Origin of the sequence: Nocardioides segetis (assembly GCF_051390595.1) — a bacterium.
In the GTDB taxonomy this organism is placed as follows: Bacteria; Actinomycetota; Actinomycetes; order Propionibacteriales; family Nocardioidaceae; genus Nocardioides.
In genome coordinates, this window is record NZ_JBNINR010000019.1 from 25569 (window position 1) to 49371 (window position 23803).

Annotated in this window: 20 protein-coding genes; 12 read left to right on the plus strand and 8 right to left on the minus strand. The window is 72.8% G+C overall.

What is annotated here, in order from left to right:
* Positions 1-19 precede the first annotated feature (19 nt).
* On the plus strand, positions 20-649 hold the full coding sequence (locus ACPZVR_RS22660) for a TetR/AcrR family transcriptional regulator (protein WP_436701952.1): 630 nt from the start codon (positions 20-22) through the stop codon (positions 647-649).
* A gap of 46 nt (positions 650-695) precedes the next feature.
* Here the strand turns inward: ACPZVR_RS22660 and ACPZVR_RS22665 are convergent, their stop codons facing one another.
* On the minus strand, positions 696-2702 hold the full coding sequence (locus tag ACPZVR_RS22665) for an FHA domain-containing protein (protein ID WP_436701953.1): 2007 nt from the start codon (positions 2700-2702) through the stop codon (positions 696-698).
* A 66-nt stretch (positions 2703-2768) separates the two neighbouring features.
* Between ACPZVR_RS22665 and ACPZVR_RS22670 the strand changes: the two genes are divergently transcribed.
* Positions 2769-3566, plus strand: a complete 798-nt coding sequence (locus ACPZVR_RS22670) for a deoxyribonuclease IV (RefSeq protein ID WP_436701954.1) — start codon at positions 2769-2771, stop codon at positions 3564-3566.
* On the opposite strand, the gene ACPZVR_RS22675 is transcribed toward ACPZVR_RS22670, so the two are convergent.
* Positions 3567-3989 carry a winged helix DNA-binding protein gene (locus ACPZVR_RS22675; RefSeq protein WP_436701955.1) on the minus strand — a complete coding sequence of 141 codons (423 nt, stop codon included), beginning with the start codon at positions 3987-3989 and terminating at the stop codon, positions 3567-3569.
* 63 nt (positions 3990-4052) lie between these two features.
* Here ACPZVR_RS22675 and ACPZVR_RS22680 point away from each other — a divergent pair, with 63 nt between their 5' ends.
* Together ACPZVR_RS22680 and ACPZVR_RS22685 are read left to right on the plus strand one after the other, a co-directional pair.
* Positions 4053-5201, plus strand: coding sequence for a lipid II:glycine glycyltransferase FemX (locus ACPZVR_RS22680; RefSeq protein ID WP_436701956.1), 1149 nt, complete (start codon positions 4053-4055; stop codon positions 5199-5201).
* A gap of 4 nt (positions 5202-5205) precedes the next feature.
* On the plus strand, positions 5206-6282 hold the full coding sequence (locus tag ACPZVR_RS22685; RefSeq protein ID WP_436701957.1) for an alanine racemase: 1077 nt from the start codon (positions 5206-5208) through the stop codon (positions 6280-6282).
* On the opposite strand, the gene ACPZVR_RS22690 is transcribed toward ACPZVR_RS22685, so the two are convergent.
* Positions 6240-7697, minus strand: coding sequence for a glycosyltransferase family 87 protein (locus tag ACPZVR_RS22690; RefSeq protein ID WP_436701958.1), 1458 nt, complete (start codon positions 7695-7697; stop codon positions 6240-6242). The two genes, ACPZVR_RS22685 and ACPZVR_RS22690, sit on opposite strands and share 43 nt — an antisense overlap.
* Positions 7698-7777: 80 nt before the next feature.
* Positions 7778-10036, minus strand: a complete 2259-nt coding sequence (locus tag ACPZVR_RS22695; protein WP_436701959.1) for a transglycosylase domain-containing protein — start codon at positions 10034-10036, stop codon at positions 7778-7780.
* 203 nt (positions 10037-10239) lie between these two features.
* Here ACPZVR_RS22695 and ACPZVR_RS22700 point away from each other — a divergent pair, with 203 nt between their 5' ends.
* Complete coding sequence (locus ACPZVR_RS22700) at positions 10240-10827, plus strand: PadR family transcriptional regulator (RefSeq protein ID WP_436701960.1); 588 nt, start codon at positions 10240-10242, stop codon at positions 10825-10827.
* Between the two features lie 75 nt (positions 10828-10902).
* On the plus strand, positions 10903-11985 hold the full coding sequence (locus ACPZVR_RS22705; RefSeq protein WP_436701961.1) for an inositol-3-phosphate synthase: 1083 nt from the start codon (positions 10903-10905) through the stop codon (positions 11983-11985).
* A gap of 67 nt (positions 11986-12052) precedes the next feature.
* On the opposite strand, the gene ACPZVR_RS22710 is transcribed toward ACPZVR_RS22705, so the two are convergent.
* A complete protein-coding gene (locus tag ACPZVR_RS22710; RefSeq protein WP_436701962.1) occupies positions 12053-13126 on the minus strand; it encodes a substrate-binding domain-containing protein in 1074 nt (357 codons plus the stop codon).
* Between the two features lie 102 nt (positions 13127-13228).
* Here ACPZVR_RS22710 and ACPZVR_RS22715 point away from each other — a divergent pair, with 102 nt between their 5' ends.
* The 3 genes from ACPZVR_RS22715 to ACPZVR_RS22725 all read left to right on the plus strand — a co-directional run bounded on the left by ACPZVR_RS22715 (position 13229) and on the right by ACPZVR_RS22725 (position 15588).
* Positions 13229-13642, plus strand: coding sequence for a MarR family winged helix-turn-helix transcriptional regulator (locus tag ACPZVR_RS22715; RefSeq protein WP_436701963.1), 414 nt, complete (start codon positions 13229-13231; stop codon positions 13640-13642).
* 61 nt (positions 13643-13703) lie between these two features.
* Positions 13704-14912 (plus strand): acetamidase/formamidase family protein, encoded by a 1209-nt coding sequence (locus ACPZVR_RS22720; protein WP_436701964.1) that lies wholly within the window; start codon positions 13704-13706, stop codon positions 14910-14912.
* A gap of 64 nt (positions 14913-14976) precedes the next feature.
* Positions 14977-15588 (plus strand): AmiS/UreI family transporter, encoded by a 612-nt coding sequence (locus ACPZVR_RS22725; protein ID WP_436701965.1) that lies wholly within the window; start codon positions 14977-14979, stop codon positions 15586-15588.
* Positions 15589-15625: 37 nt separating this feature from the next.
* On the opposite strand, the gene ACPZVR_RS22730 is transcribed toward ACPZVR_RS22725, so the two are convergent.
* Together ACPZVR_RS22730 and ACPZVR_RS22735 are read right to left on the minus strand one after the other, a co-directional pair.
* On the minus strand, positions 15626-16591 hold the full coding sequence (locus ACPZVR_RS22730; RefSeq protein ID WP_436701966.1) for an endonuclease/exonuclease/phosphatase family protein: 966 nt from the start codon (positions 16589-16591) through the stop codon (positions 15626-15628).
* An 85-nt stretch (positions 16592-16676) separates the two neighbouring features.
* Complete coding sequence (locus tag ACPZVR_RS22735; protein WP_436701967.1) at positions 16677-17159, minus strand: SRPBCC family protein; 483 nt, start codon at positions 17157-17159, stop codon at positions 16677-16679.
* Positions 17160-17336: 177 nt separating this feature from the next.
* On the opposite strand from ACPZVR_RS22735, the gene ACPZVR_RS22740 reads away from it, so the two are divergent.
* Positions 17337-18185 carry an SDR family NAD(P)-dependent oxidoreductase gene (locus ACPZVR_RS22740; RefSeq protein WP_436701968.1) on the plus strand — a complete coding sequence of 283 codons (849 nt, stop codon included), beginning with the start codon at positions 17337-17339 and terminating at the stop codon, positions 18183-18185.
* Between the two features lie 6 nt (positions 18186-18191).
* Here ACPZVR_RS22740 and ACPZVR_RS22745 read toward each other — a convergent pair whose 3' ends face one another.
* The gene (locus tag ACPZVR_RS22745) at positions 18192-19631 is read right to left on the minus strand and encodes a CCA tRNA nucleotidyltransferase (RefSeq protein WP_436702009.1); all 1440 of its coding nucleotides are present in this window, start codon (positions 19629-19631) and stop codon (positions 18192-18194) included.
* Positions 19632-19721: 90 nt separating this feature from the next.
* Between ACPZVR_RS22745 and ACPZVR_RS22750 the strand changes: the two genes are divergently transcribed.
* The gene (locus ACPZVR_RS22750) at positions 19722-22022 is read left to right on the plus strand and encodes a DUF6049 family protein (protein WP_436701969.1); all 2301 of its coding nucleotides are present in this window, start codon (positions 19722-19724) and stop codon (positions 22020-22022) included.
* Positions 22019-23740: a murein biosynthesis integral membrane protein MurJ gene (gene murJ / locus ACPZVR_RS22755; RefSeq protein WP_436701970.1), complete on the plus strand. Its 1722-nt coding sequence runs from the start codon at positions 22019-22021 to the stop codon at positions 23738-23740. The genes ACPZVR_RS22750 and murJ overlap by 4 nt, the downstream gene beginning before the upstream one ends.
* The last annotated feature ends 63 nt before the right edge of the window (positions 23741-23803 follow it).

The window sequence follows — 23803 nt, forward strand, 5'->3', positions numbered from 1 at the left end:
GACCCGGCAGGATCCTGCCGTGACCACGACCCGCGCGAGACTGCTGGACGCCACCCTGCGCGTGGTCGCCGACCAGGGGATCGCGAAGGCCTCGGCGCGCTCGATCGCCACGGAGGCGGAGGTCAACCAGGCGCTGGTCTTCTACCACTTCGGCTCGGTCGACGAGCTGCTCGCGGCGGCCTGCCTGCACGGCGCCGAGCAGCGGGTGGCCGCCCACCGGACCGCCCTGGAGGGCGTGCGCGACATCCCCGGCCTGGTGGCGGTGGCCCATGCGGTCCACGCGACCGAGCGCGCGGAGGGCACCGTCGCGCTGCTGGGCCAGCTGCTCGCCGGCGCGTCGTCCCACCCCGCCCTCGCGGACGCCACCCGGCAGGGCCTCGACCTGTGGATCGTCGAGGTCGAGCGCGTGCTGCGACGCCTGATCGCGCCGACGGTGCTGGCCGATCTCGTCGACGTCCCCGGTCTGGCGCGGGCGATCGGCAGCGGGTTCGTCGGCCTCGAGCTCTACGAGGGCGTCGACGGGGAGGGGGCGGCCGCGGCGTTCGGGGCGCTGGAGCAGCTCGCGGCCGTGCTCGCGGCCGCCGAGGACCTCGGTCCGCTGGAGCGGACCGCGGTCCGGCGCCGAGTGCGCCGGGCCGCTGCTCGCTAGGCGAAGGCGAACTCGCCCTGCGCGACCCGTCGCCGAGGACCGGGTCCTAGCCGAAGATCACCGGGTTGCGGATCGACGCGTCGTCGATGGCGAGCACCGCGATCGCGCCGGCCAGGCCGTCGGGGACGTCGAGGGACACGGCCGCGCACACGTCGTCGGAGCCGAGGTCCCACGCGCCGTCGAGCGAGCCGAGCAGCTCCCCGTCGGGGTTGTAGAGCTCGATCGTGAACGGCGTGCCGTCGGGCAGGCCGCTGACGGCGAAGTGCGCGTACAGCGTGGTCGGCAGGACCACGCCGGTGAGCACCTGCGGGTCGTCCAGGGTGCTGGTCGTGGAGCAGTCGCTGTTGCCGTCGGCGCTCCAGCCGGCGGGGGAGGCGGTGGCCTGCCCCATCGGGTCGGCCGGCGGCTCCGGGACGTCGTCGAGGTAGGGCGACACGTAGTCGGGGTCGCCGCCGTCCTTGGCGATCTCGACGATGGCGTCGCTCAGGTTGACCGGGCGGATCCGGGCCGAGCCGCCGGTGAACGCGCCGCCCTCGCCGCTGTCGCCGATGGTCGCCTCGGTGACGACGGCGCTGTTGACGCCCACGAGCTCGCCGTCGTCGTTGATGGACGCGCCGCCGGAGTTGCCCGACCCGATCCGGATGTCGCTGTCGATCCAGGCGCGGTTGCCGGGGACGGCGGTCTCGGTGAGGAAGGTCGACACGACACCGCGCGTGACCGTGAGCGCCCGGTCGAGGCCGTCGTTGGACGCGACGTGGGCGACGGCCGGGAAGCCGAGCGCGGTCAGCTCGTCGCCGGTGCGCAGGTCGTCGCTGTCGCCGAGCGGGACGGGTGGGGGCAGGTCGAGGTCCTTCTGGTCGATCTCGTTGCCCTCGGCGTCGGCGGTGATCCGGAGCACCGCGAGGTCCAGGACGCCGTCGGCGACGATCGCCTCCGCGGTGTACGACGGCGCGGCCGGCTTGTCGTCCTCCGCGGACGTGAGCGCGACCAGCAGGCCCGCCGGGTCGTCGCTCGGCGGGAGCTGGCCGGGGGCGCTGGGCTTGCCGACGTGGGCGTTGGTGAGGATCAGGCCGTCCTCGCTGATGATCGTGCCGGAGCCGGTGTAGAGCGGCTCCCCGCTGTCGTCGACCGCGATGATCAGCACGCTCGCGAGCTTGGCCCGGTCGAGCTCCTGGGTGCTCAGGCCGGCGGTCTCCCCGGAGCCGCCGCCCCCGGAGTCGTCGCCGCCGAGCACGACGGCGGCGGTGATCCCACCGCCCACGAGGACCAGGGCGGCGACGATGCCGCCGACGAGCGCGGCGGTGCGCCGGCGCTTCTTCTTGGCGATCGACCTCTGCGCCGCGCCGGCGGCCACGATCGGGACCACCTCGACCTCGGCGCCCGCGGTGGGGTGGCCGAGCATGAGGGTGGTCGGGTCCTCGAGCCGGCGCTGGGTGATCCGGTCCTCTTCGAGGAAGGTGCCGGCACTCGACCGGTCGACGTACCACCAGCCGTCGGGGCGGCCCTCGACCACGCCGTGCAGCCGGGAGACGGACGGGTCGTCGACGACGACCTCGTTGCCGGGGTCCCGGCCGATCCGGACCACGACGCCGGGCGGGAAGCGGCGCGACGCGCCACCGGCCCGGACGAGCAGCCCGGGCCCGTTGCCGAAGCCGGGCCCGCCCCCCGGGCCCGGGCCGACGGGACCGACGGCGCCGGGCAGCATCGTCTGCTCGAGCGCGGCGGGCGGCATGACCGGCGCGGGCGGCACCGGACGGGGCGCGGCGGCCGGCGTCAGCGTGAGCTCCTCGCCGTTCACGCCGCCGCACCGGACCACGGTCGGGCCGTTGAGCCGGACCTCCGTCACCCGGGTGCCGTTGAGGAAGGTGCCGCCGCTGGAGCCGACGTCGACGAGTACCCAGCCGGTGCCGTCCGAGCGGAGCTCGGCGTGCCGCCGGGAGGCCGAGGGCGCGGTCAGGAGGATGTCCGAGCCGGCGTCGCGCCCGATGGTGACGACGCGGGGCTCCTCGAACGACCAGGTGCGGCCGGCCGCGGCGACGTGGAGAGTGCTCACGCGAGGAAGGTAATGCCCCGGGCCTCCGATCCACGAGTGTCCCCGCCGGTCGATACGGTGGCGACCATGAGCGAGCTGCGCATCGGAGCCCACGTCGACCAGACCGACCCGATCGCCGAGGCGGCCGCCCGCAACGCCCCGCTGGTGCAGTTCTTCCTCGGCAACCCGCAGTCCTACAAGGGCCCGGTCCTGGCGTACGACGGCGGCCCGGCCGCCCTCCGCGCCGCCGCCGAGGCGGCCGGCGTCGATCTCTACGTGCACGCGCCGTACCTCATCAACGTCGCCACGACCAACAACCGCCAGCGGATCCCCAGCCGCAAGCTGCTGCAGCAGCACATGGACGCCGCCGCCGAGCTCGGCGCGAAGGGGTTGATCGTGCACGGCGGCCACGTGACCGACGACGACGACCCCGCGAAGGGCTTCGACAACTGGCGCAAGGCGATCGAGGCGACCGACCTCAAGATCCCGCTCCTCATCGAGAACACCGCGGGCGGCACCAACGCGATGACCCGCTACCTCGACCGGATCAAGGGCACCTGGGACGCCATCGCGTCGGCCGAGGGCGCCGACATGGTCGGCTTCTGCCTCGACACCTGCCACGCCCACGCCGGCGGCAACGCCCTGGAGACGATCGTCGACGACATCCGCGCGATCACCGGCCGGATCGACCTGGTCCACGCCAACGACAGCCGCGACGCCTTCGACTCCGGCGCCGACCGGCACGCCAACTTCGGAGCGGGCCAGATCGACCCCGACCTGCTCGCGCAGGTGGTCCGCGACGCCGGCGCGCCCGTGGTGTGCGAGACCCCCGGCGGTGCCGACGAGCACGCCGCCGACTTCGCCTGGCTGCGCGAGCGGGTCTGATCAGTCCTCGTCGAGCCAGCCCAGGTTCCGGGCGACCCGTTCGAGGACCTCGAGCGTCCGGTCCAGCTCGGCCTCGTCGATGTCGGCGCTCGCCCGGTCCACCACCGCCCGCACCGGTCCCGCCTGGAGCTCCTCGACGCGGCGCTCGCCCTCGGCGGTGAGCCGGTAGTCGTGGGCGACGGACTCGGTGAGCCCTGCGCGCTCGAGCTCGGCCAGCACGTCGGCGGCGGAGCGGCCCGAGCCGCCGTACGGCGCCAGCAGCTCCTCGACCTCCTCGGCCCGGATCGCGCCGTGCTCGAGCCGGCACAGCACCGTCCACCCGCGGCGGTCGACGCCGGCCGCCTCGACCGCGTCGAGCACCTGGTGGTCGATCAGCCGGTCGATGGTCCTCATCCAGTAGGGCAGCGGGCGTGGCGAGGTCATGTCGCCGCGGTACCCGGCTCACCGGGACTCACCCCCGACAGCGCGCCCGATAGCCTCGTGTCCATGCCCAGCGTGCGCCCGATCACCCCGACCGAGCACCGCGACCACCTCGCCTCGCTGCCCTCCGCGAGCTTCCTGCAGACCCCCGGCTGGGCACAGGTGAAGAGCGAGTGGCGCAGCGAGTCGCTCGGCTGGTTCGACGACGCGGGCGTCCAGGTGGGCGTCGCGCTGGTGCTCTACCGCAAGCTGCCGAAGCTCAACCGCTTCCTCGCCTACCTGCCCGAGGGCCCGGTCATCGACTGGGACGGCGACGACCTCGGCTCCTGGCTGTCTCCGATGGTGGCCCACCTCCGCAAGCAGGGGGCCTTCGCGGTCCGGATCGGTCCCCCCGTGATCACCCGCCGGTGGACGACGGCCCAGGTCAAGGAGGGGATCGCCGACCCCGGCGTCCGCCTGCTCGGGCAGATCCCTCCCGCCGAGCGCACGCCCGGCGGCGCCCGCGTCGTGGCCCAGCTGCACGAGCTCGGGTGGCGCCACCAGGGGGTCGAGGGCGGCTTCGCGGCCGGGCAGCCGCAGTTCGTCTTCCAGATCCCGCTGCGGGTCCCGACGGGCTCGGCCACCGGCGAACGGCGCCAGCGCACCGAGGACGAGGTCCTCAAGGGGATGAACCAGCTGTGGCGCCGCAACATCAAGAAGGCCGCCAAGGAGGGCGTCGAGGTCGTCCGGGGCGGCCGCGAGGACCTGAGGGCCTTCCACGAGCTCTACGTCCACACCGCCGAGCGCGACCACTTCACCCCCCGCCCGCTGCGCTACTTCGAGACGATGTACGACGCCCTGTGCGGCGACGACCCGGAGCGGCTCACGCTCTGGCTGGCCCGGCACCAGGGCGACCTGGTCGCCTCGACCATCGCGGTCCGGGTCGGCGAGCACGCCTGGTACTCCTACGGCGCCTCGTCCACCGAGAAGCGCGAGGTCCGCGGCTCGAACGCGATCCAGTGGGCGATGATCCGCGACGCGATCGCGGCCGGCGCGGCGGTCTACGACCTGCGCGGCATCACCGAGACGCTCGACGCCGACGACCCGCACGTCGGGCTGATCCAGTTCAAGGTCGGCACCGGCGGCGAGGCGGTCGAGTACGCCGGCGAGTGGGACCTCCCGCTCAACCGGGCGTTGTACCAGGCGTTCCAGCTCTACCTGCAGCGGAGGGGGTGACCGGGTGAGCCTCACTCTCACCGTCGACGGTCCGCGCTGGCGGGCCCACCTCGAGGCGGTCGCCGACGCGCACCCCGGACTGGTGCCGGTGGCGAAGGGCAACGGCTACGGGTTCACCCTCGGCCGGCTGGCCCGCAAGGCGCAGTGGCTGGCCGAGCGGGGGCACGACGTGCGCACCCTCGCGGTCGGCACCTACGACGAGCTGCCGGAGGTCGTGCAGCGCTGGCACGGCGACCTGCTCGTCCTCACCCCGTGGCGCCCCTGGGTCGCGCTGCCCGAGCCCGCCGTCGCGAAGCGGCTGGTGCACACGGTCAGCCGGCTGGCCGATCTGCGCGAGCTGCTGCACCGGGACCCGGCCGCCCGGGTCGTCCTCGAACGGATGACGTCGATGCGCCGTCACGGGATGGCCGCGCGCGAGCTGTGGGAGGCGGGCGACCTGCTGCGCAAGCACCCCGGGGCCCGGGTCGAGGGTCTCGCGCTCCACCTGCCGCTCGGGCAGGGTGCCCACCTCGGCGAGGTGACCCGGCTGGTCAACGACTTCGTCGGGGCGGAGATCCCGAGCCGGGGCACGCCGGAGGTCTGGGTCAGCCATCTGACCGACGCCGAGCTGACCACGCTGCGCACCCGGTACGGCGACTTCGCGGTCCGTCCGCGCATCGGCACCGGCCTGTGGCTGGGCGACCGCGGCGCGCTGCGCGTGACGGCGACGGTCCTCGACGTGCACCCCGTCGAGCGCGGCGACGCCTTCGGCTACCGCGGCCGCACGGCACCCAAGGCGGGCCATGTCGTCGTCGTGAGCGGCGGCACGGCCCACGGCATCGGCCTGGAGGCGCCCACCGGCGAGCAGTCGATCCGGGCCCGCGCGGCGACGCTCGCGCGGGGCGGCATGGACGCGGTCGGCTTCGTGCGCTCGCCGTACTCCATCGACGCGAAGCTCCGGCTCTTCGCCGAGCCCCCGCACATGCAGGCCTCGATGCTGTTCCTGCCGCACGGCGCGCGGGTGCCCGAGGTCGGCGAGGACGTCGACGTCCGGGTCCGCTACACCGCCACCTCGTTCGACCGGATCGTCGTCGCCGACTGAGAACGGCCGCGCCGTCCGCCCGGCTCGATCCGCTCGATCGCGACGGGGTCGTGCGCGGGACGGTAGAGGTCGCGCACGATGACCGCGGCCAGGTAGAGCTCGCCGAGCATCCGCACCGCGATGCCGAGCCAGTAGAACCCGGCGTCGCCGCCGCCGGCGGGGGCCAGGTAGCCGCCGAGGTACCACCAGACGGTGCAGAAGTAGAACACCTCCGTGGCCTGCCACACGATCTGGTCGCGCCACCGCGGCCGCGCCAGCACCGCGAGCGGGAGCAGCCACAGGACGTACTGCGGGGAGTACACCTTGTTGACCAGCAGGAAGCCGACCACGATCAGGTAGCCGAGCTGGGCCAGGCGGGGGACGGACCTGTGGGAACCACCCCGCCCCGCCGTCATCCCGATCACGAACACGAGCACGCACCAGGCGCCGAAGAGGATCCAGGACCACACGTTGATGGTGTGCGCGGAGAAGCCGATGTCGCCGGCCTGGTCGATCAGCATCCACACCGAGCCGAGGTCCGCGGCCCGGTCGGAGTTGAACGACCAGAAGACCTTCCACTGCTCCGGACCGCTGAGGTACGCCGGCGCGTTGGCCGCCGCCCAGGCCGCCGCCGCCCACACCGCCGCGATCACGAACCGCCCCGCCTGGCGCCGGCGCAGGCAGATCACCAGCAGGCCGCCGAGCAGGAACAGGGGATAGAGCTTGGCCGCGGTGCCCAGGCCGACGAGGACGCCGGTCAGCACCGGCCGGTCCCGCGACCATGCCCACAGGGCTCCCGCCACGAGGGCGACGGCGAGCAGGTCCCAGTTGATGAGGCCGGTGAGCAGCAGAGTGGGCGACAGCGCGAACGCCGCCGCGTCCCAGGGCCGGGTGCGATGCACCCCGGCGAGCAGCCAGGTGGCCAGCAGCGCGAGCCCGCCGAAGCCGACGGCGTTGACCAGCAGGAAGATCGTCTGCTCGTCGTCGACCTCCTCGTCGCCGTACAGCAGGTCGACGGGCGTGCGGGAGCGCTGCTCGACGTCCGGGGAGCCGTTGAGCAGCTGGGTGACCCAGGCGGTGCCCCACGCCCAGTAGGCGATGCCGACGGGGTACTCCATCACGTCGTAGCGGGCCCGCACCTGCTCGTCGTCGGAGTAGGGCCACGCCCGCTCCACCAGCCCCCGCGGCACGTAGAGCGGCCGCAGGTCGGTGTAGCACATGTGGGAGTAGACCCAGTTCTGGTCGCGTCCCTGGGCCAGCGAGCAGGGGGCCTTCTGGACCAGCCCCGCCGCGAACACCAGCGCGGTCAGCAGGAGCAGGACCCGGGTGGGCGTCCACCACCGGTGCGGCCGCGCCCGCTCGCCCATGGGCCCGCCGACGACCTCGCTCAGCGCGGTGACCACGGCGTCGTCGCGGGTCGGGTGGACGTGGCCCATCAGTGCGTCACCACCCGATCACGCCCGACCACGCCCGCGTCACCACGCGAGTCGCCGACGATCGCCGTCCGGTCACCGGGTCAGCGGGCGCGCGGCCGACCGCCGCCCTGCCCGGGCTGCGGCGTCGGACCACCGGTCGGGGGCGTCCCCGTCGGCGGCGTCGTCGCGGGCGGCGTCGTCGGCGGGGGCGGCGGGGGCGCCTCGGTCGTCGGCGGCGCGGGAGGAGGCACCTGCTCCGTCGGGAGCTTCTGCTTCTTCTCCTTCTTCGGCTTCTGCGGCTGCTTCGGCTTCGGGGGCGGCGGGGGCGGCAGCTTGTCGTGCCCGTCGGACGGCGCCTCGCCCTCGACCCAGGCGGCCGACGGCAGCTCCTCGATGTCCTCGCCCTCGAGCGCGCGGGTCATCACGGCGGTCCAGGTGTCGGCCGGATAGGCGCCGCCGAAGTACGACGGCAGCCAGTCCTTGAGCTGCTCGTTGCCCTTGCCCCGCACGTACATCACCGCCGTCGACAGCTGGGGCGTGTAGCCCACGAACCAGGCCGAGGACACCTCGCCGAGGCCGTTGGTGGCCGTGCCCGTCTTGCCGGCGGCCGGACGGCGCAGCCCCAGCGCCGACGTACCGGAGCCGGAGCGGACGACCTGCTGGAGCGCGTAGCCCACGTCGTCGGCCACGCCCTCGCGGATCGCCTCGTGCGTCGTGACCTTGTGGTTGTAGCGCACGACGCCGTCGCGGTCGACGACCTTCTCGATGATGTAGGCGTCCGCGGCGACACCGCGGTTGGCGATGGTCGCGTAGCCGTTGGCCATGTTGATCGGGCTCACGGTCTGCGAGCCCAGCGAGACGCCGGTGTTGGCCTGCAGGCCGGGGCTCGAGGTCGGGATGCCGTAGGGCTTCGGCGCCGGCTTCTCCGGCGGGATGCCCATCGCCTGGGCGGTCTCGATGATCTGCGTCGGCCCGTCGGGCATGCCGAGGGTCAGATCGATGTAGGCGGTGTTGATGGAGTCCTCGGTGGCCCGGATCAGGTCCACCCGGCCGTAGCTCTGGTCGCCCTGGTTCTCGATCGGGCGGCCGCCGCCCGGCAGCTCGTACGGCGAGTTGCCGTCGAAGGTGTCCTTCAGCTCGAACCCGGACTCGATGCCCGCGGCGAGCGCGAAGGGCTTGAACGTCGAGCCGGCCTGACCACCCGCGACCGCCCAGTTGATCTGCGACTGCAGGTAGTCCTGGCCGCCGTAGAAGCCGCGCACCGCGCCGGTGCCGGGCTCGACGGAGGCGACCGCCACGTGGAGGTCCTTGGGGCTGAAGCCCTCCGGGCGCTGCTCGGCGACGCCCTGGGCCGCCGCGGCCATCGCCTTCTTGGTGAAGGTCGTCGTGACCTGGAGACCCCCGCCGTCGATCTCCTGCTCGGAGAAGCCCATCCGGAGCAGCTCCTTGCGGACCATGGTCAGGGCGTGACCCCGCTGGCCGCCGTACTGCGCGCTCTGCTTGATCTCGGGGAACTTCGGCAGCGCCGCGCGCGCCTGCGACACCTCGCCCGCCGGCGCCACCCCCGTCTCCTCCATCGAGTCGAGGACGTACTGGTAGCGACCGAGCAGCGCGGCCTGCGCGGCCTCGCCGTTGTCGGGATCGAGGCGGTTGGGGTTGTTGAGGATCGCGACCAAGGCGGCGGACTGCTTGAGGTTGAGGTCCGCGGCGTCCTTGGCGAAGTAGGCCTTCGACGCGGCCTGGATGCCGTACGCGCCGCGGCCGAAGTAGATCGTGTTGAGGTAGCCCTCGAGGACATCCTGCTTGCTCAGCTGGTTGCGCACCTTGAGCGAGAGGATCGCCTCCTTGATCTTCCGCTTCCAGGTGCGCTCCTGGGTGAGGTAGAGGATCTTGACGTACTGCTGGGTGATCGTCGACGCGCCGCGCGTGGTGTTGCCCTGGGCGTTGCTGAACGCCGCGCTCAGGATGCCCTTGGGGTCGATGCCGTTATCGGTCCAGAAGGTCCGGTTCTCGGCGGCGACGACGCCGTCCTTGACGTACTCCGGCATCTCGTCGAAGTCGATCGAGTCACGGCGCTGGACGGCGAACTGCCCGAGCTGGCCCTTGCCGTCGGAGTAGTAGACCTGCGTGGTCTCGGTGAGGAACTCGGCGTTCGGGTCGGGGATGTCGATCGAGCGGTAGGCCACGAAGAAGCCCGCGGCACCGAGCAGGGCCATCACCACGCAGGCGACCAGACCCCAGATCGTGAACCTCTTCAGCCGCTGCTTCCAGGTCCGCGGCGTACGGTCCTTCGGGCGCGACTTCGAGCGGCCCTTCGACCCCGCGGAGCTCGCTGCGGACTTCCGTTTTCCCTGAACCACGCAGGACAGGGTACGGCGCCCTGGTCAGCCGACCCGATTTTCCGAGATGACTCGAGGAGTTTCACCGGCCGGCCGGTGAAACTCACGCTGGGACGAGGAAGCTTCCTCGTCCCAGCGTGAGTTTCGTCGTCCAGGCATCCCGTTCGACACTCCTGATCCATCGGAAGTTCACGTCCCGCGGATATATCGCTACGATAGGTCGCATGGCACGGCGCGGGGACACCATCGAGCTCGCAGTCCTCGGACTGCTGCACGAGGGACCCATGCACGGCTACGAGCTGCGCAAGCGGCTCAACCTGATGCTGGGCTGGGGCCGCCTGCTGTCGTACGGCTCGCTCTATCCCGCGCTGAAGAAGATGCTCCGTGGCAACCTCATCGAGGAAACCGTGCCCTCGGGTCCCCAGACCCGGCGGCAGCGGATCGTCTACCAGGTGACCGACCTGGGCACCCAGGAGTTCTCGCGCCTGATGTCGGAGGTGGGTCCTGCCGCGTGGGAGGACGACAACTTCGACATCCGGTTCCGGTTCTTCTCCTCCACCGACATGGAGATCCGCCTGCGCGTCCTCGAAGGACGCCGCTCGCGACTCCAGGAGCGGCTCGACCGCGTCCAGCGCGAGCTGGCGATGACGCAAGCCGAGGCCGACCGGTACGCCGCCGAGCTGCAGCGTCACGGGGTGGAGTCGGTCGAGCGTGAGGTCCGTTGGCTCTCGGAGCTCATCAACGCCGAGCGCAACGTCCACCAGGCAACACCCGGACCTGAGACGCCGGCGACACCGTCGACGCCGTCCTGACCGGCACCGCAGCACCGAACAGGTCAGCCACCTGATCATTCACGAGATGTCATGAGTAGCAAGGAAGGAAACCCCATGGGTTCGGTTCGAGTAGCGATCGCCGGCGTGGGCAACTGCGCCACGTCCCTCATCCAGGGCGTGCAGTACTACCGGGGCGCCGATGCCGCGAGCACCGTCCCGGGGCTCATGCACGTGCAGTTCGGCGACTACCACGTGGGCGACGTCGAGTTCGTCGCCGCGTTCGACGTCGACGACAAGAAGGTCGGCAAGGACCTGTCCGAGGCGATCAACGCCTCGGAGAACAACACCATCAAGATCACCGACGTCCCGACCCTCGGGGTCGAGGTCCAGCGCGGCCCGACGCTCGACGGTCTCGGCAAGTACTACCGCGCCACGATCCACGAGTCGGCGGCGGAGCCGGTCGACGTCGTCCAGGCGCTCAAGGACGCCGAGGTCGACGTGCTCGTCTCCTACCTCCCGGTGGGCTCGGAGGAGGCCGACAAGTTCTACGCCCAGTGCGCGATCGACGCCGGCGTGGCCTTCGTCAACGCCCTGCCCGTCTTCATCGCCTCCGACCCGGTCTGGGCCAAGAAGTTCGAGGACGCCGGCGTCCCGATCGTCGGCGACGACATCAAGTCGCAGGTCGGCGCCACCATCACCCACCGGGTGATGGCGAAGCTGTTCGAGGACCGCGGCGTGACGCTGGACCGCACCTACCAGCTCAACGTCGGCGGCAACATGGACTTCAAGAACATGCTCGAGCGCGAGCGGCTGGAGTCCAAGAAGGTCTCCAAGACCCAGGCCGTCACCTCCAACCTCAACGGCCCGCTGGCCGGCAAGGTCGAGGACAAGAACGTGCACATCGGCCCGTCCGACTACGTCGCGTGGCTCGACGACCGCAAGTGGGCCTACGTCCGCCTCGAGGGTCGCGCGTTCGGCGACGTCCCGCTCAACCTGGAGTACAAGCTCGAGGTCTGGGACTCCCCGAACTCCGCCGGCATCATCATCGACGCCGTCCGCGCGGCCAAGATCGCCAAGGACCGCGGCGTCGGCGGCCCGATCATCCCCGCCTCGGCGTACCTCATGAAGAGCCCGCCGGTGCAGATCGAGGACACCGAGGGCCGCGCGCAGCTCGAGGCCTTCATCAAGGGCGTCTGACCAGCTCGCACGAGACCCCGCACCCGCCCGGGTGCGGGGTCTCGTCGCGTCCGGGGGCGCCGGGGGCTCAGCCGGCCAGCGAGTCCTGGGCGAGCGGGCCGAGCACGTCGAACTCGTAGTCCTCGGCGCGCGCGATGTGCACCTGCTGGTACGACGACCCGGCGCCGAGCCGCACGGTGCCCCGCGGTCCGTCGTAGGTGACCCCCTGCTCCTCGATCGCGGCCAGCATCCGGGCGGGGTCGGCACTGCCGACCGCGCTGGCCGCCGCGGCGAGCGCGAGGATGCCCTCGTAGCAGGACTCGGCGGCGTTGTTGAGCGCCGGGGCGTCCGGCCCGAACCGGTCGGCGTAGGAGCCGGTGAAGTCGATCGCCGACGAGGTGACCAGGCTGTTGAAGTAGGCCGCGGCGACGTACAGGTCGCGGGTGGCGCCGGCACCGGAGGCGAGGAGCATGTTCTCCTCCATCAGCGGGCTGAACCGGACCAGCCGGTCCTGCAGCCCGCCGGCCGCGAACTGCCGGTTGAAGAGCACCGCGTCGCGACCCACCAGCAGCATGATCACGCCCTGCGCACTGCTGGCGCGCACGTCGTGCACGACGCCGCGGAAGTCGCGGCACCCGTAGCGGACGAACTGCTCGTGGACGACGTCGAGGCCGGTGGCGCGGGCGTAGGCGCGGATCGCGCGGACGGTGCGGCGCGGCCAGACGTAGTCGGCGCCGACGATCGACCAACGCCGGATGCCGAGGTGCTCACGCAGCCAGCGCAGCCCGGGCGCGACCTGGAGCGAGGGCGTCTCGCCGGGGCAGAGCACGGCCTCGCGGCCGGCGCCCTCGTGCAGGGAGGTGTAGACGTAGGGCACGCCGAGCCCGGCCAGCACCGGCGCCATGTGCTGGCGCACCGAGGAGATGTGCCAGCCGACGACCGCGTGGATCCGCCCTGCCGCGACCGCCGCGGCGGTGCTGTCACAGAACTGCTCGAGCGGCGCACCGGCGTCGAGCACCTCGACGTCGACCGGCCGCCCGAGGATGCCGGCGCCCTGGTTGAGCTGCGCGACGGCCAGCTCGGCGACCTTCTCGCACGACGGGCCGAAGATGCCGCCGGGCCCCTGCAGCGGGATCGCCAGCCCGACGCGGAACGTGTCCACCTCGCCCCCTCTTCCGGCCAGCCCGCACCAATATCACCGAATGGAATATTCTGGGAGTATGGATCGTCACACCGGACGGGTCAAGGGACGCAGGAGGCGCCGATGACGACCGGGCACGGGGAACTGGCCGCACTGCTCATCGGACGCGCGTCGCGACTGGAGCGCGCGATCGGCGCCGCGCTCGCCGCGACCCCCCTCAAGACCCCGCACTGGCTGGTGCTCACCGCGCTCGAGGCACTGCCCGACGGCCGCACGATGACGGACCTCGCGCAGGCGGTGAGCCTGCCGGCACCCACGCTGACCCGCAGTGTCGACCGGCTCGTCGACCACGCCCTCGTGCACCGCGGCCTCGACGGCCTGGACCGGCGCCGGGTGCTGGTGCGGCTCACCGACCGCGGCCGGGCGACGTACGACGACCTGCGGGGTCCGGTGCAGGACGCGATCGCCGCCGAGCTGACCGAGCTCGCCGACTGGGAGCGCGAGGCGCTGCGCGGCCTGTTGACCCGAACCTCTTGATTTAATTCCAAATGGAAGTAACGTGCTCCGCGTCACACCCGACGAACGGAGGCACGAGCCCATGTCCGACAGCACCGACTTCACCCGGTCCGGCGTATCCCGGTTCCCCGACCGCGACCTCGGCGTCCAGCGGTTCCGCTGCGAGGTCGGCGTCCCGCTGGCCGAGCAGAAGCACCTCGGCCACAACCGCTGGCACCCCGACATCCCGCCCCTCATCGAGGTCGGCCTCGGCGACGAGCTGATCCTGGAGAGCGGCGGCTACGACGACTACCAGCTCAGGGACGTCGACGACGACCAGGACATCCACACCTTCGACCTGACCCGCACCCACCCGCTGACCGGGCCGGTCAAGGTCGACGGCGTCAAGGCCGGCGACCTGCTGGTCGTCGACATCCTCGACGTCCAGCCGCTCTCGGGCATCGGCTACTCCAACATCCTGCCCGGCATGGGCGGCCCGCTGGCCTCCTCCTTCCCCGACGGTTACAAGACCGTCTGGGACCTGCACGGGCTGTTCGCGACCAGCCGGCAGATCCCCGGCGTCGAGATCCCGGCGATCAGCCACCCCGGCATCATCGGGGTCGCGCCGTCGCACGAGCTGCTGCGCACCTGGAACGAGCGCGAGGACCCGTTCATCGCCGAGGGCCTCGCCGCGCCCCGGGCCGACGCCCGCGACACCGCGGTGCTCCGCGACCTCGAGGGCGACGACTGGGCCCGGGTCGCCGAGACCGCCGCGCGCACCATCCCGCCGCGCGAGAACGGCGGCAACATGGACATCAAGAACCTCTCGCGCGGCTCGCGGGTCTACTTCCCGGTCTTCGTGGACGGCGCGCTCTTCTCCAGCGGCGACTTCCACTTCGCCGAGGGCGACGGCGAGATCACCTGGAACGCCATCGAGATGGACGGCGTCGGCTGGTACCGCTTCAACGTGATCAAGGACGGCATGGCCCGCTACGGCGTCCGGACGCCGATGTTCCGCCCCTCGCCGGTCGACCCGCAGTTCGGCACCCGCTACCTGTCCTTCACCGGACTGTCCGCGGGCGGCACGGAGCAGCGCTATCTCGACACCACCATGGCGGTCACCCAGGTCGTGGAGCAGGCGATCGAGTACCTCGGGAAGTTCGGCTACACCCCCGAGCAGGCGTACACGATCATCTCGGTCGCCCCCTGCGAGATGCACGTGGGCGGCGTCGTCGACATCCCCAACGCCGCGGTCGTGCTGAAGATCCCGCTCGACATCTTCGACCAGGACATCCTGCCGCAGCCGAAGTGACCCACCCCGTCGCCGCCCGTCCGCCCCGGGCGGGCGGCGACGCTCGACGAAAGGTGAGAAGTCCATGAGCCACATCGGGCTCTTCTACGTCGGCGCGGTGCTCATCGTGAACGGCGTCATGCTGCTGGGCTGGCTCACCCCCCGCGCGGCCGCCCCGCTCAACCTCTTCGTCGGCGCGATGCAGGTGATCACGCCGACGTACCTCGTGATGACCTCGGGCGGCGACCCGCAGGCGGTCCTCGGCGCCTCCGCGCTCTACCTGTTCGGTTTCACCTACCTGTGGGTCGGCATCAACGCGCTGGGCGACCTCCCCGGACACGGACTCGGCTGGTTCTCCCTCTTCGTGGCGGTCTTCGCGGCCGGCCACGGGATCGACAGCCTGCGTGCCGACGCGCCCGTGTTCGGCGTGATCTGGCTGTCCTGGGCGGTGCTGTGGACGCTGTTCTTCCTGCTGCTCGGGCTCGACCGGGCCGCGCTGGCCCCGATCACGGGCGCACTCGCGGCCGTCGAGGGCGTGCTCACCGCCGCGCTGCCGGCGTGGCTGCTGCTCCACGACGGCTTCGAGGAGTCGTGGCCGGTCGCGCTCGGTGGCCTGGTCGTGGGCGCCGTGCTGGTGGTCGTCGTCCGGCGGTGGTCGGCCACGCTGCAGGCACGCATGGCCCCGACCCCGGCCTGAGCGACCGGCCGGGGTCGGACCGGTGCCGGACGGGCGGTCAGCAGGCGGGCGGGGGCTGGAGCTGCATCCGGGTCCACACCGGGCGGTGGTCGGACACCGCGGAGAACAGCACCTCCGCCTGGAGCGGGGTGAACCAGCCGTCGTGGAGGATGAAGTCGATCCGGCTGCCGGGGCGGTCGGCGGGCACCGTGGCGCCCCTGCCCTTCCCGACCGCCCAGGCGTCGCCGAGTCCGAAGCGGCGCAGGATCGCGATCGCACGGGCGTCGGGACCGGTGTTGAGGTCGCCGCCGAACACCTTGGGCAGCGGGTCGGTCGCCATCAGCCCGGTCACGGTGCGGGCCGCCACGGTCCGGGCGCGGCGGGAGCGATGGTCGAAGTGCGTGGCGTACACGCTGACGGGGACGCCGCCGACGTCGACCCGGGCGTGCAGGACGCCGCGCAACTCGCGCCCGCCCGCCATCGGCAGGTGGGTGTTGCCCGAGGACAGGATCGGGAACCGGCTGAGGATCGCGTTGCCCCGCGGCCCCGCGCCCGTGTTGCGCGAGTTGGCGCCGTAGGCGTGGTGGAGGCCGGTCTTGGCGCCGAGGACGGCGGCCTGGTCGACGTTCCCGCTCACCGGCCGTCCCTTGTCGACCTCCTGGAGCAGCACGATGTCGGGCTCCCAGGTCCTGATCTCCTCGGCGATCCGGTCGAGCCCGGGGCGGCCGTCGTGTCCGGTGCCGAAGTGGATGTTGAACGTCAGCACGGTCAGCTGGACCGGCGCCGGCGTCGGACAGGTCGGCGGGGCCGTCGGCGCGGTCGGGGTCGGGGTGGGCGGGGGAGGCTCGGTCCGGGTCGGCGTCGCGCCGGAAGACGGCGGCGGTGGGACCGAGGTCGGCTCGCCCGGGCCGCCCGCGGGCGGCCCGCCGGGGTCCTGGAGCAGCAGGACCAGCCCCACCGCAACGAGGACGACCACTGCCACCGCGACGGTCGCGAGCCTCGTCGCGCGGCTGCCCTCGGTCACGGGCCTATTGAACCGGGCGCCCGTCCGGCCTCAGGCGCCGGGCCGCTCGCCGGCCGCTCGCCGGGCCAAGTCCCAGACGGACCGCTCAGGCCTCGGCCTCGGCCTTGATCCGCTCCAAGGTCTGCCGGATGCCGCGGCGCAGCTCCTCGGTGAACGGCTTCTGGCCGCCGAGGACCAGCTTGGTCAGCACCATCGAGATCGCGGAGACGCCGTCGGGGGTCTCGCGCCGCTCGGTCAGCCGGGTGCCGCCGTCGGCGGTGGGCTCGAGCCGGAAGGACCAGACGGTCCGGTTCTCGCGGATCCGGAAGGCGAAGTCGCCGGGAGTGGAGCCGGTCGGCGGCTGGAACCGGACCACCTTGCCCCCGGTCGGCCAGCGCTTGATGCCCTGCTTGTTGAGGTTGCTGAAGGTCGCGCCCTGCGTGACCACCCCGCCCTTGACGGTCGACTTCACGACCTGCGGGCTCCACTTGGCCATGGCCGGGATGTCGGTCACCAGGCTCCACACCTTCTCGGTGGGCGCGGCGATCTCGATGGAGTCCTCGAGCAGCTTCTCGTAGGTGTCGCTCATGACGGTGCCTTCCGTGGACAGCAGGGTGGTCCCGGCAAACTACCCGCAGGTAGCGTACCGCCGGTACGTGACCCCGATCACAGTCGCCATGCGCGCTCCCGCCGCGCGCGCCGGAGGACCGGACGCCAGGTCCGATTGCCGCCAGCCACGGGGCGTGGACCGCGCCAGGCTGGTCGCATGACCGCGACGAACCGGACCACCCGGGCGAACCAGGACCACCACACCGACCCGAGCCACGAGACGAACGAGACCAACGGGACGAGCCCCACCGACGCCACGGGGGCCGACGGGCGCGTCGCCCTCGTCACCGGCGGCAACCGCGGCCTCGGGCTCGCGACCGCCCGGCGCCTGGGCCAGGAGGGCGTGACGGTCGTGATCGGCGCCCGGGATGGCGACCGGGCCCGCGCCGCCGTTGCGGGCCTGCGCGCGGACGGCGTGTGGGCCAGCGCCGTGCCGCTGGACGTCGACGACGAGGCGAGCACCCGCGCCGCGGCGGAGCGGATCCGCCGCGAGCACGGCCGGCTGGACATCCTGGTCAACAACGCCGGGATCCTGCCGGAGGCGACGGCGACCCAGGCCGTCGGCCCGCTCGACCCCGACCTCTTCTGGCGCACCTTCCGCACCAACGTGCTCGGCGCCGTCGGCGTGACCGCGGCCGTGCTCCCGCTGCTCCTGGCGTCCGAGCGGGGCCGGGTCGTGAACGTCTCGAGCCGGATGGGCTCGTTGGCCGACCAGCTCGACCCCGCGTCGCCGTACCACGCACTCGTGGTGCCGGCCTACCAGTCCTCGAAGGCGGCGCTCAACGGGCTGACGATCGCCCTCGCGAAGCGGCTCGCGGACACCCGGGTCAAGGTCAACTCGGTGTGCCCGGGCTGGGTGCAGACCGACCTCGGGGGAGCGGAGAACCGGGCGGCCGCGCCGACGCCGGCCGAGGAGGCGGCCGACGTCGTCGTCCGGGCCGCCCTCCTCGACGACTCCGGTCCGTCCGGCCGCTTCTTCGACGCCGAGGGGCCGGTGCCCTGGTAGGTGCGCTCAGTCGCGCGCGGCCCACCACTCCCGCAGAGCGGCGGTCGCGTCCTCCTCGGCCATCGGGCCGTGGTCGAGGCGCAGCTCCAGCAGGAACTTGTAGGCCTCCCCGACCTCACGGCCCGGGCCGATGTCGAGGATCGTCATGATCTGGTTGCCGTCGAGGTCGGGGCGGATCGCCGCCAGCTCCTCCTCGGCGGAGAGCCGGTCGATCCGGGCCTCGAGGTCGTCATAGGTACGCCGCAGCCGGTCGGCCTTCTTCTTGTTGCGTGTCGTGCAGTCGGCGCGGGTGAGCACATGCAGCCGCTCGAGCTGGGCCCCGGCGTCGCGGACGTAGCGCCGCACCGCGGAGTCGGTCCACTCACCCGAGCCGTAGCCGTGGAAGCGCAGGTGCAGCTCGACCAGGTCGCCGACGGCGTCGATCTGGTCGTTGCTGAACTTCAGCGCCTTCATCCGCTTGCGGGTGAGCTTGGCGCCGACCACGTCGTGGTGGTGGAAGGTGACCACGCCGTCGTCCTGGAAGCGGCGCGTCCTCGGCTTGCCGACGTCGTGCATGAGCGCGGCGAACCGGGAGACGAAGTCGGGCGCGGGGATCCCGGCCCGCTCGGCGAGGCGCGGCTCGAGGTCGATCGCCTGCTCCAGCACGGTCAGGGTGTGCTCGTAGACGTCCTTGTGCCGGTGGTGCTCGTCGCGCTCGAGCTTGAGTGCCGGCAGCTCGGGGAGCACCCGGTCGGCGAGCCCGGTCTCGACGAGCAGCTCGAGGCCGCGTCGCGGGTACGGCGCGCACACCAGCTTCACCAGCTCGTCGCGCACCCGCTCGGCGGAGATGATCGTGATCCGGTCGGCCATGTCGCTCATCGCCCGGGCCACGGCCGGGTCGACCGCGAAGCCGAGCTGCGCGGCGAACCGGGCCGCGCGCATCATCCGCAGCGGGTCGTCGGAGAACGACTGCTCGGGCGTCCCCGGGGTGCGGAGCACCCGGTGCGCGAGGTCCATCACGCCGCCGTACGGGTCCTCGAGCTCGCGGCTCGGCAGCCGCACCGCCATCGCGTTGACGGTGAAGTCCCGCCGGCCCAGGTCACCGGCCAGCGTGTCGCCGTACTGCACCTCGGGCTTGCGGGAGTCGGGATCGTAGGACTCCGAGCGGTAGGTCGTCACCTCGACCACCCAGTCGTCCTTGCGGCAGCCGATGGTGCCGAAGTCGCGGCCCATGTCCCACCACGCGTCACCCCATGCCTTGAGGATCCGGTCGGTCTGCTCCGGGCGCGCGGAGGTGGTGAAGTCGAGGTCGTTGGACCGCCGGCCCAGCATCGCGTCGCGCACCGGCCCGCCGACCAGGGCCAGCTCGTGGCCGGCGTCGGCGAAGCGGGCACCGAGGTCGTCGATGACCGGCGCGATCCGCGCGAGCTCGGCGGCGACCGCGGCCTGGACGTCGACCAGCCTCAGGGGGGCCGGCGCGGCGGTCGGGTCGGGCGTCTCGGTCACGGGCGGAGAGTCTAGGCCGAGGCGTCCACGGCCCCCCACTACCCTCGATGCGTGGTCCGCCGTCCCTCCCGCCTGCGCGCGGGCTTGGCGACCGCTCTCCTCCTCGGCCTCACCGCCCTGGCGCCCGCCGCCCTCGCGCCGGCCGGCGCGGCGCAGGCCGCCCCGGCGACGGCACCGGCGACGGCACCGGCGGCAGCACCGAAGAACGCGGAGTACGACCCGCCGCTCGAGGTCACCATCGACGAGCTGACGCCGGGCGTGCTGCCCCGCACCGGCCCGCTGGTGATCCGCGGCCGGATCACCAACGTCGACCTCGAGACCTGGCAGCGGATCAACATCTACCCGATGTTCGGCGCGGGCGACGACTGCATCGGCTGCCCGCCGGCGATCACGACCGAGGACGAGCTCACCGCGGCCGTGGCGACGGACCCCGAGGCACAGGTCGGCGTCCGCAAGACCAACGAGGAGGCGGTGCGCGCCCAGGTCGCGACCCTCGGGCCGGGCGAGTCGGAGGCGTACTCCATCCGCATCCCGCAGCGCGTGCTCCGGCAGGTGTTCGCGAACCCCACCACTGGCGTCTACTGGTTCGGCGTGCACGCCCTGGGGGAGAGCCGTGACGGCCGTGACGAGGTGGCCGACGGACGCGCCCGGACCTTCCTCCCGTACGTCGCGCCGACCGACTCGGCCCGGGTCGACACGGCGGTCGTCGTGCCCCTCCGCGGCCGGGTGGCCCACTCCGCCGACGGCGAGCTGGGGCGCACCGACTGGTGGGAGGAGGCGCTCTCGCCGCAGGGCGTGCTCGGCGGCCCGCTGGCGTTCGGCGCGGCCAGCACCACGACGCCGGTGACCTGGCTGCTCGACCCGGCCGTCGCCGACGCGGTCGGCCAGCTCGCGGCCGGCAACCCGACCCGGACGATCACCGCGGTGACGCCGGAGGAGGACTCGGAGGAGAGCGAGGACCCCTCGCCGAGCGGGTCCGCGGGCGACGACGCCGACGACGGCGACGCCGGCGAGGGCACCGACGAGGCGGCCGAGCTCGAGGCCGCGACGCTCGACCCCGACGACCCGCTCGTCCGCGCCGCCCAGACCTGGCTCCAGCGCGCCGGGACCGTGCTGCCCGACGACACCGTGGCCGCCCTGCCGTACGGCGACCCGGACCTCTCGGCGGGAGCGCGGTCCCTGCCCAGCCTCTACGCGACCGCCCGCAAGCACGCGTCGCCGACCCTGGCCGCCTGGGGCATCGAGACGACCCCGGTGGTCGCGTCCCGCAACGGCTACCTCGACGCCGCCGCGATCGCGGACGTCGACGACGGGGCGACGCTGCTGCTCGGCGAGCAGATGTTCTCGGCCGAGGCGTTCCCGCAGGGTGCTCCGGTCGGCGGGCTGGTCGAGGACCGGCCGGTCGTGGCCACCAGCACCGCCACCGCGCGCGGCGGCCCGGGGCCCGACCCGGCGCTGGCTCCGGTCGCGCTGCGCCAGCGGCTGCTCAGCGAGGCGGTCATCCGGATCCTGCGCTCCGGCGGCGAGCGGCCCGACCCGCTCGTCGTCGTCCTGCCGTCGAGCATCGACGCCGCCGGCGCCAGCGAGTTCTGGGCCGGCCTGGAGGACGGGCCGGTCACCCTCGTCGACCTGCCGACGCTCACCCGGACCAACGACCTCGCGGTCGACGCCGACGCCGCCGACGAGCGCCAGGTCGATCCCGACGACCTCACCTATCCGCAGGGCCAGGTGGCCGCGCAGCTCGACGCCGGCGTGTTCAACGAGGCCGGCAGCCTGATCCGCGCGGGCCGGTCGCTGCAGAGCATCCTCGGCGAGGGCTACACGATCGGCGACACCCTGGTCGGCGAGGCGCTCGCCGGGACGTCGTACGCCATGCGCGACGACGCGGACGCCGGGCCCCGACTGGGCCGCTCCCGCGCCTGGGTGGAGGACGAGCTCGGCCAGGTGGACCTCGACGCGCCCCAGGGCGTCACCCTGTCCAGCAGCTCCGGCAGCTTCAACGTGGCGGTCAGCAACACCCTCGACCACGCCGTGACCGTCCGCATCGAGGTCGCGGCCGACTCCGGCGCGACCATCGCGGTCGCCAACCCGATCGTGCTCGCCGCCAACAGCCGCTCGTCGGTCCCGGTCAGCGCCGACATGCACGGCACCGGCGTCCACAACGTGCGGCTGCGACTCACCGACGCCGACGGCACACCCCTCGGCGCCGAGGACGAGCTGCCGATCCGCTCCGGACAGGTCGGCGTCGTGATCTGGGCGATCATCGGCACCGGCGCGGGGATCCTGTTCGTCGCCATCGGCATCCGCCTGGTCCGACGGTTCCGCGCCGCGCGCGGCGAGGCCGCCTCGTGAGCGACGGCGACACCACCGGCGACACGAACGGCGACACGGGCGGCGGGGCCGCCGGGGAGCAGCGCCGGATCCTCGCCAACACCGCCGTGATGGCGGCCGGCACCATCGTGTCCCGGTTCAGCGGCTTCATCCGCTCGACGCTGCTCGCGGCCGCGCTCGGCGTCTCGCTGCACGCCGACATCTTCACCGTGGCCAACACGGTGCCCAACATGCTCTACATCCTGCTCGCGGGGGGCGTGTTCAACGCGGTCCTCGTGCCGCAGATCGTGCGCGCGATGACGAACGACGCCGACGCCGGCGCCGCGTACGTCAACCGGGTGATCACCCTCGCCGCCTGCTTCCTCGGGCTGGTGACGGTGCTGCTGGTCGTGGCCGCGCCGCTCGTCATGCAGGTCCTGGTGCCGAGCTACGACGCCCCGCACCTGGTCGAGCAACGCCAGTCCGCCATCGACTTCGCGCGGTTCTGCCTGCCCCAGGTCTTCTTCTACGGGATGTTCGTGCTGTTCGGCCAGGTGCTCAACGCCCGCGGCCGGTTCGGCCCGATGATGTGGGCGCCGATCGCCAACAACCTGATCTCGATCGCCGTCCTGGTGACCTATCTCGTCGCGTTCGGCCCGGCCAGCCCCGCGGAGCAGCTGGCGGCGTTCTCGCCCGGCCAGGAGCGGCTGCTCGGCATCGGCTCGACCGTCGGGATCGCGGTCCAGATGCTCGTGCTGGTGCCCTACCTGCGCAGCTGCGGAGTGCGGATCCGGCCGCGGTTCGACTGGCGGGGCGTCGGCCTCGGCCACACCCTCAGGCTCGGCGTGTGGACCGTGCTGTTCGTGGTGGTCAACCAGATCGCGTACGTCGTGGTGGTGCGCCTCGCCTCCGGCGGCACCGCCGCGGCCGAGGACGGCACCGGCATCACGATCTACTCCAACGTGATGCTGGTGGTGATGGTGCCGCACTCCATCATCACCGTCTCCCTGGCCACCGCGATCCTGCCGCGCCTGTCCGCGGCGGCCGCCGCGGCCGACCTCGGCCGACTGGCCACCACGCTCGGCAGCACCCTGCGCACGGCCCTCGTCGTCGTCGTACCGTTCTCCGCCCTGCTGCCCTCGATCGCGCTGCCCCTGGCCCAGGTCGTGTGGGGCCACGGCGCGACCGCCCCGCACGTCTACCGCTTCGAGTCGTCGATGGTCCTCTTCGGCTTCGCGGTCGTCGCCTTCACCGTGCACTACCTGGTGCTGCGCGGCTTCTACGCCCTCGAGCTCAACCGGCTGGTCTTCTACGTCCAGTGCGTGATCGCGGCCACCAACATCGCGCTCGCGGTCCTCTTCGTCTCCCGGGTCGACCCGTGGGACACCTCGCCGATGTTGGTGCTGGCCTACGGCGGCGCGTACACGGTCGGCGCGACCCTCTCGTCGGTCGTGCTCGTCCGGCTGCTCCGCCGGGGCGGCGCGCCGGGCGGCGCCGTACGCCGCTGGCGCGGGTTCGTGCTGCGCCTGCTGGGGGCCAGCGTGGTGGTGTTCGTGGTCGGCCGCTTCCTCGACATCGTGGTCACCGACACCGTGGTCGAGCTCGTCGGACCGTTCCCCCACTGGACCCTGGCGGCGGTCGAGGTGGCGATCGTCACCGCCGGCGCGGGGGCGGCGCTGCTCGGCGTCGCGGGACCACTGCGGCTGGCCGAGGTGACCTCCGTCGCCGACACCGTCGCCGGGCGCCTGCGGCGGCGCTGAGCCGGTCTAAGGTGACCGGAGGGACACCGAGGGACACGAGGGACACGAGGGCGAGCAGGGGGA

Bases quoted from the DNA above. Each gene is read 5' to 3' on its own strand.
- ACPZVR_RS22670 (WP_436701954.1), top strand. From the start codon at position 2,769: ATGAGCGAGCTGCGCATCGGAGCCCACGTCGACCAGACCGACCCGATC.
- ACPZVR_RS22675 (WP_436701955.1), bottom strand. From the start codon at position 3,989: ATGACCTCGCCACGCCCGCTGCCCTACTGGATGAGGACCATCGACCGG.
- ACPZVR_RS22680 (WP_436701956.1), top strand. From the start codon at position 4,053: ATGCCCAGCGTGCGCCCGATCACCCCGACCGAGCACCGCGACCACCTC.
- ACPZVR_RS22690 (WP_436701958.1), bottom strand. From the start codon at position 7,697: ATGGGCCACGTCCACCCGACCCGCGACGACGCCGTGGTCACCGCGCTG.
- ACPZVR_RS22700 (WP_436701960.1), top strand. From the start codon at position 10,240: ATGGCACGGCGCGGGGACACCATCGAGCTCGCAGTCCTCGGACTGCTG.
- ACPZVR_RS22705 (WP_436701961.1), top strand. From the start codon at position 10,903: ATGGGTTCGGTTCGAGTAGCGATCGCCGGCGTGGGCAACTGCGCCACG.
- ACPZVR_RS22715 (WP_436701963.1), top strand. From the start codon at position 13,229: ATGACGACCGGGCACGGGGAACTGGCCGCACTGCTCATCGGACGCGCG.
- ACPZVR_RS22720 (WP_436701964.1), top strand. From the start codon at position 13,704: ATGTCCGACAGCACCGACTTCACCCGGTCCGGCGTATCCCGGTTCCCC.
- ACPZVR_RS22725 (WP_436701965.1), top strand. From the start codon at position 14,977: ATGAGCCACATCGGGCTCTTCTACGTCGGCGCGGTGCTCATCGTGAAC.
- ACPZVR_RS22735 (WP_436701967.1), bottom strand. From the start codon at position 17,159: ATGAGCGACACCTACGAGAAGCTGCTCGAGGACTCCATCGAGATCGCC.
- ACPZVR_RS22740 (WP_436701968.1), top strand. From the start codon at position 17,337: ATGACCGCGACGAACCGGACCACCCGGGCGAACCAGGACCACCACACC.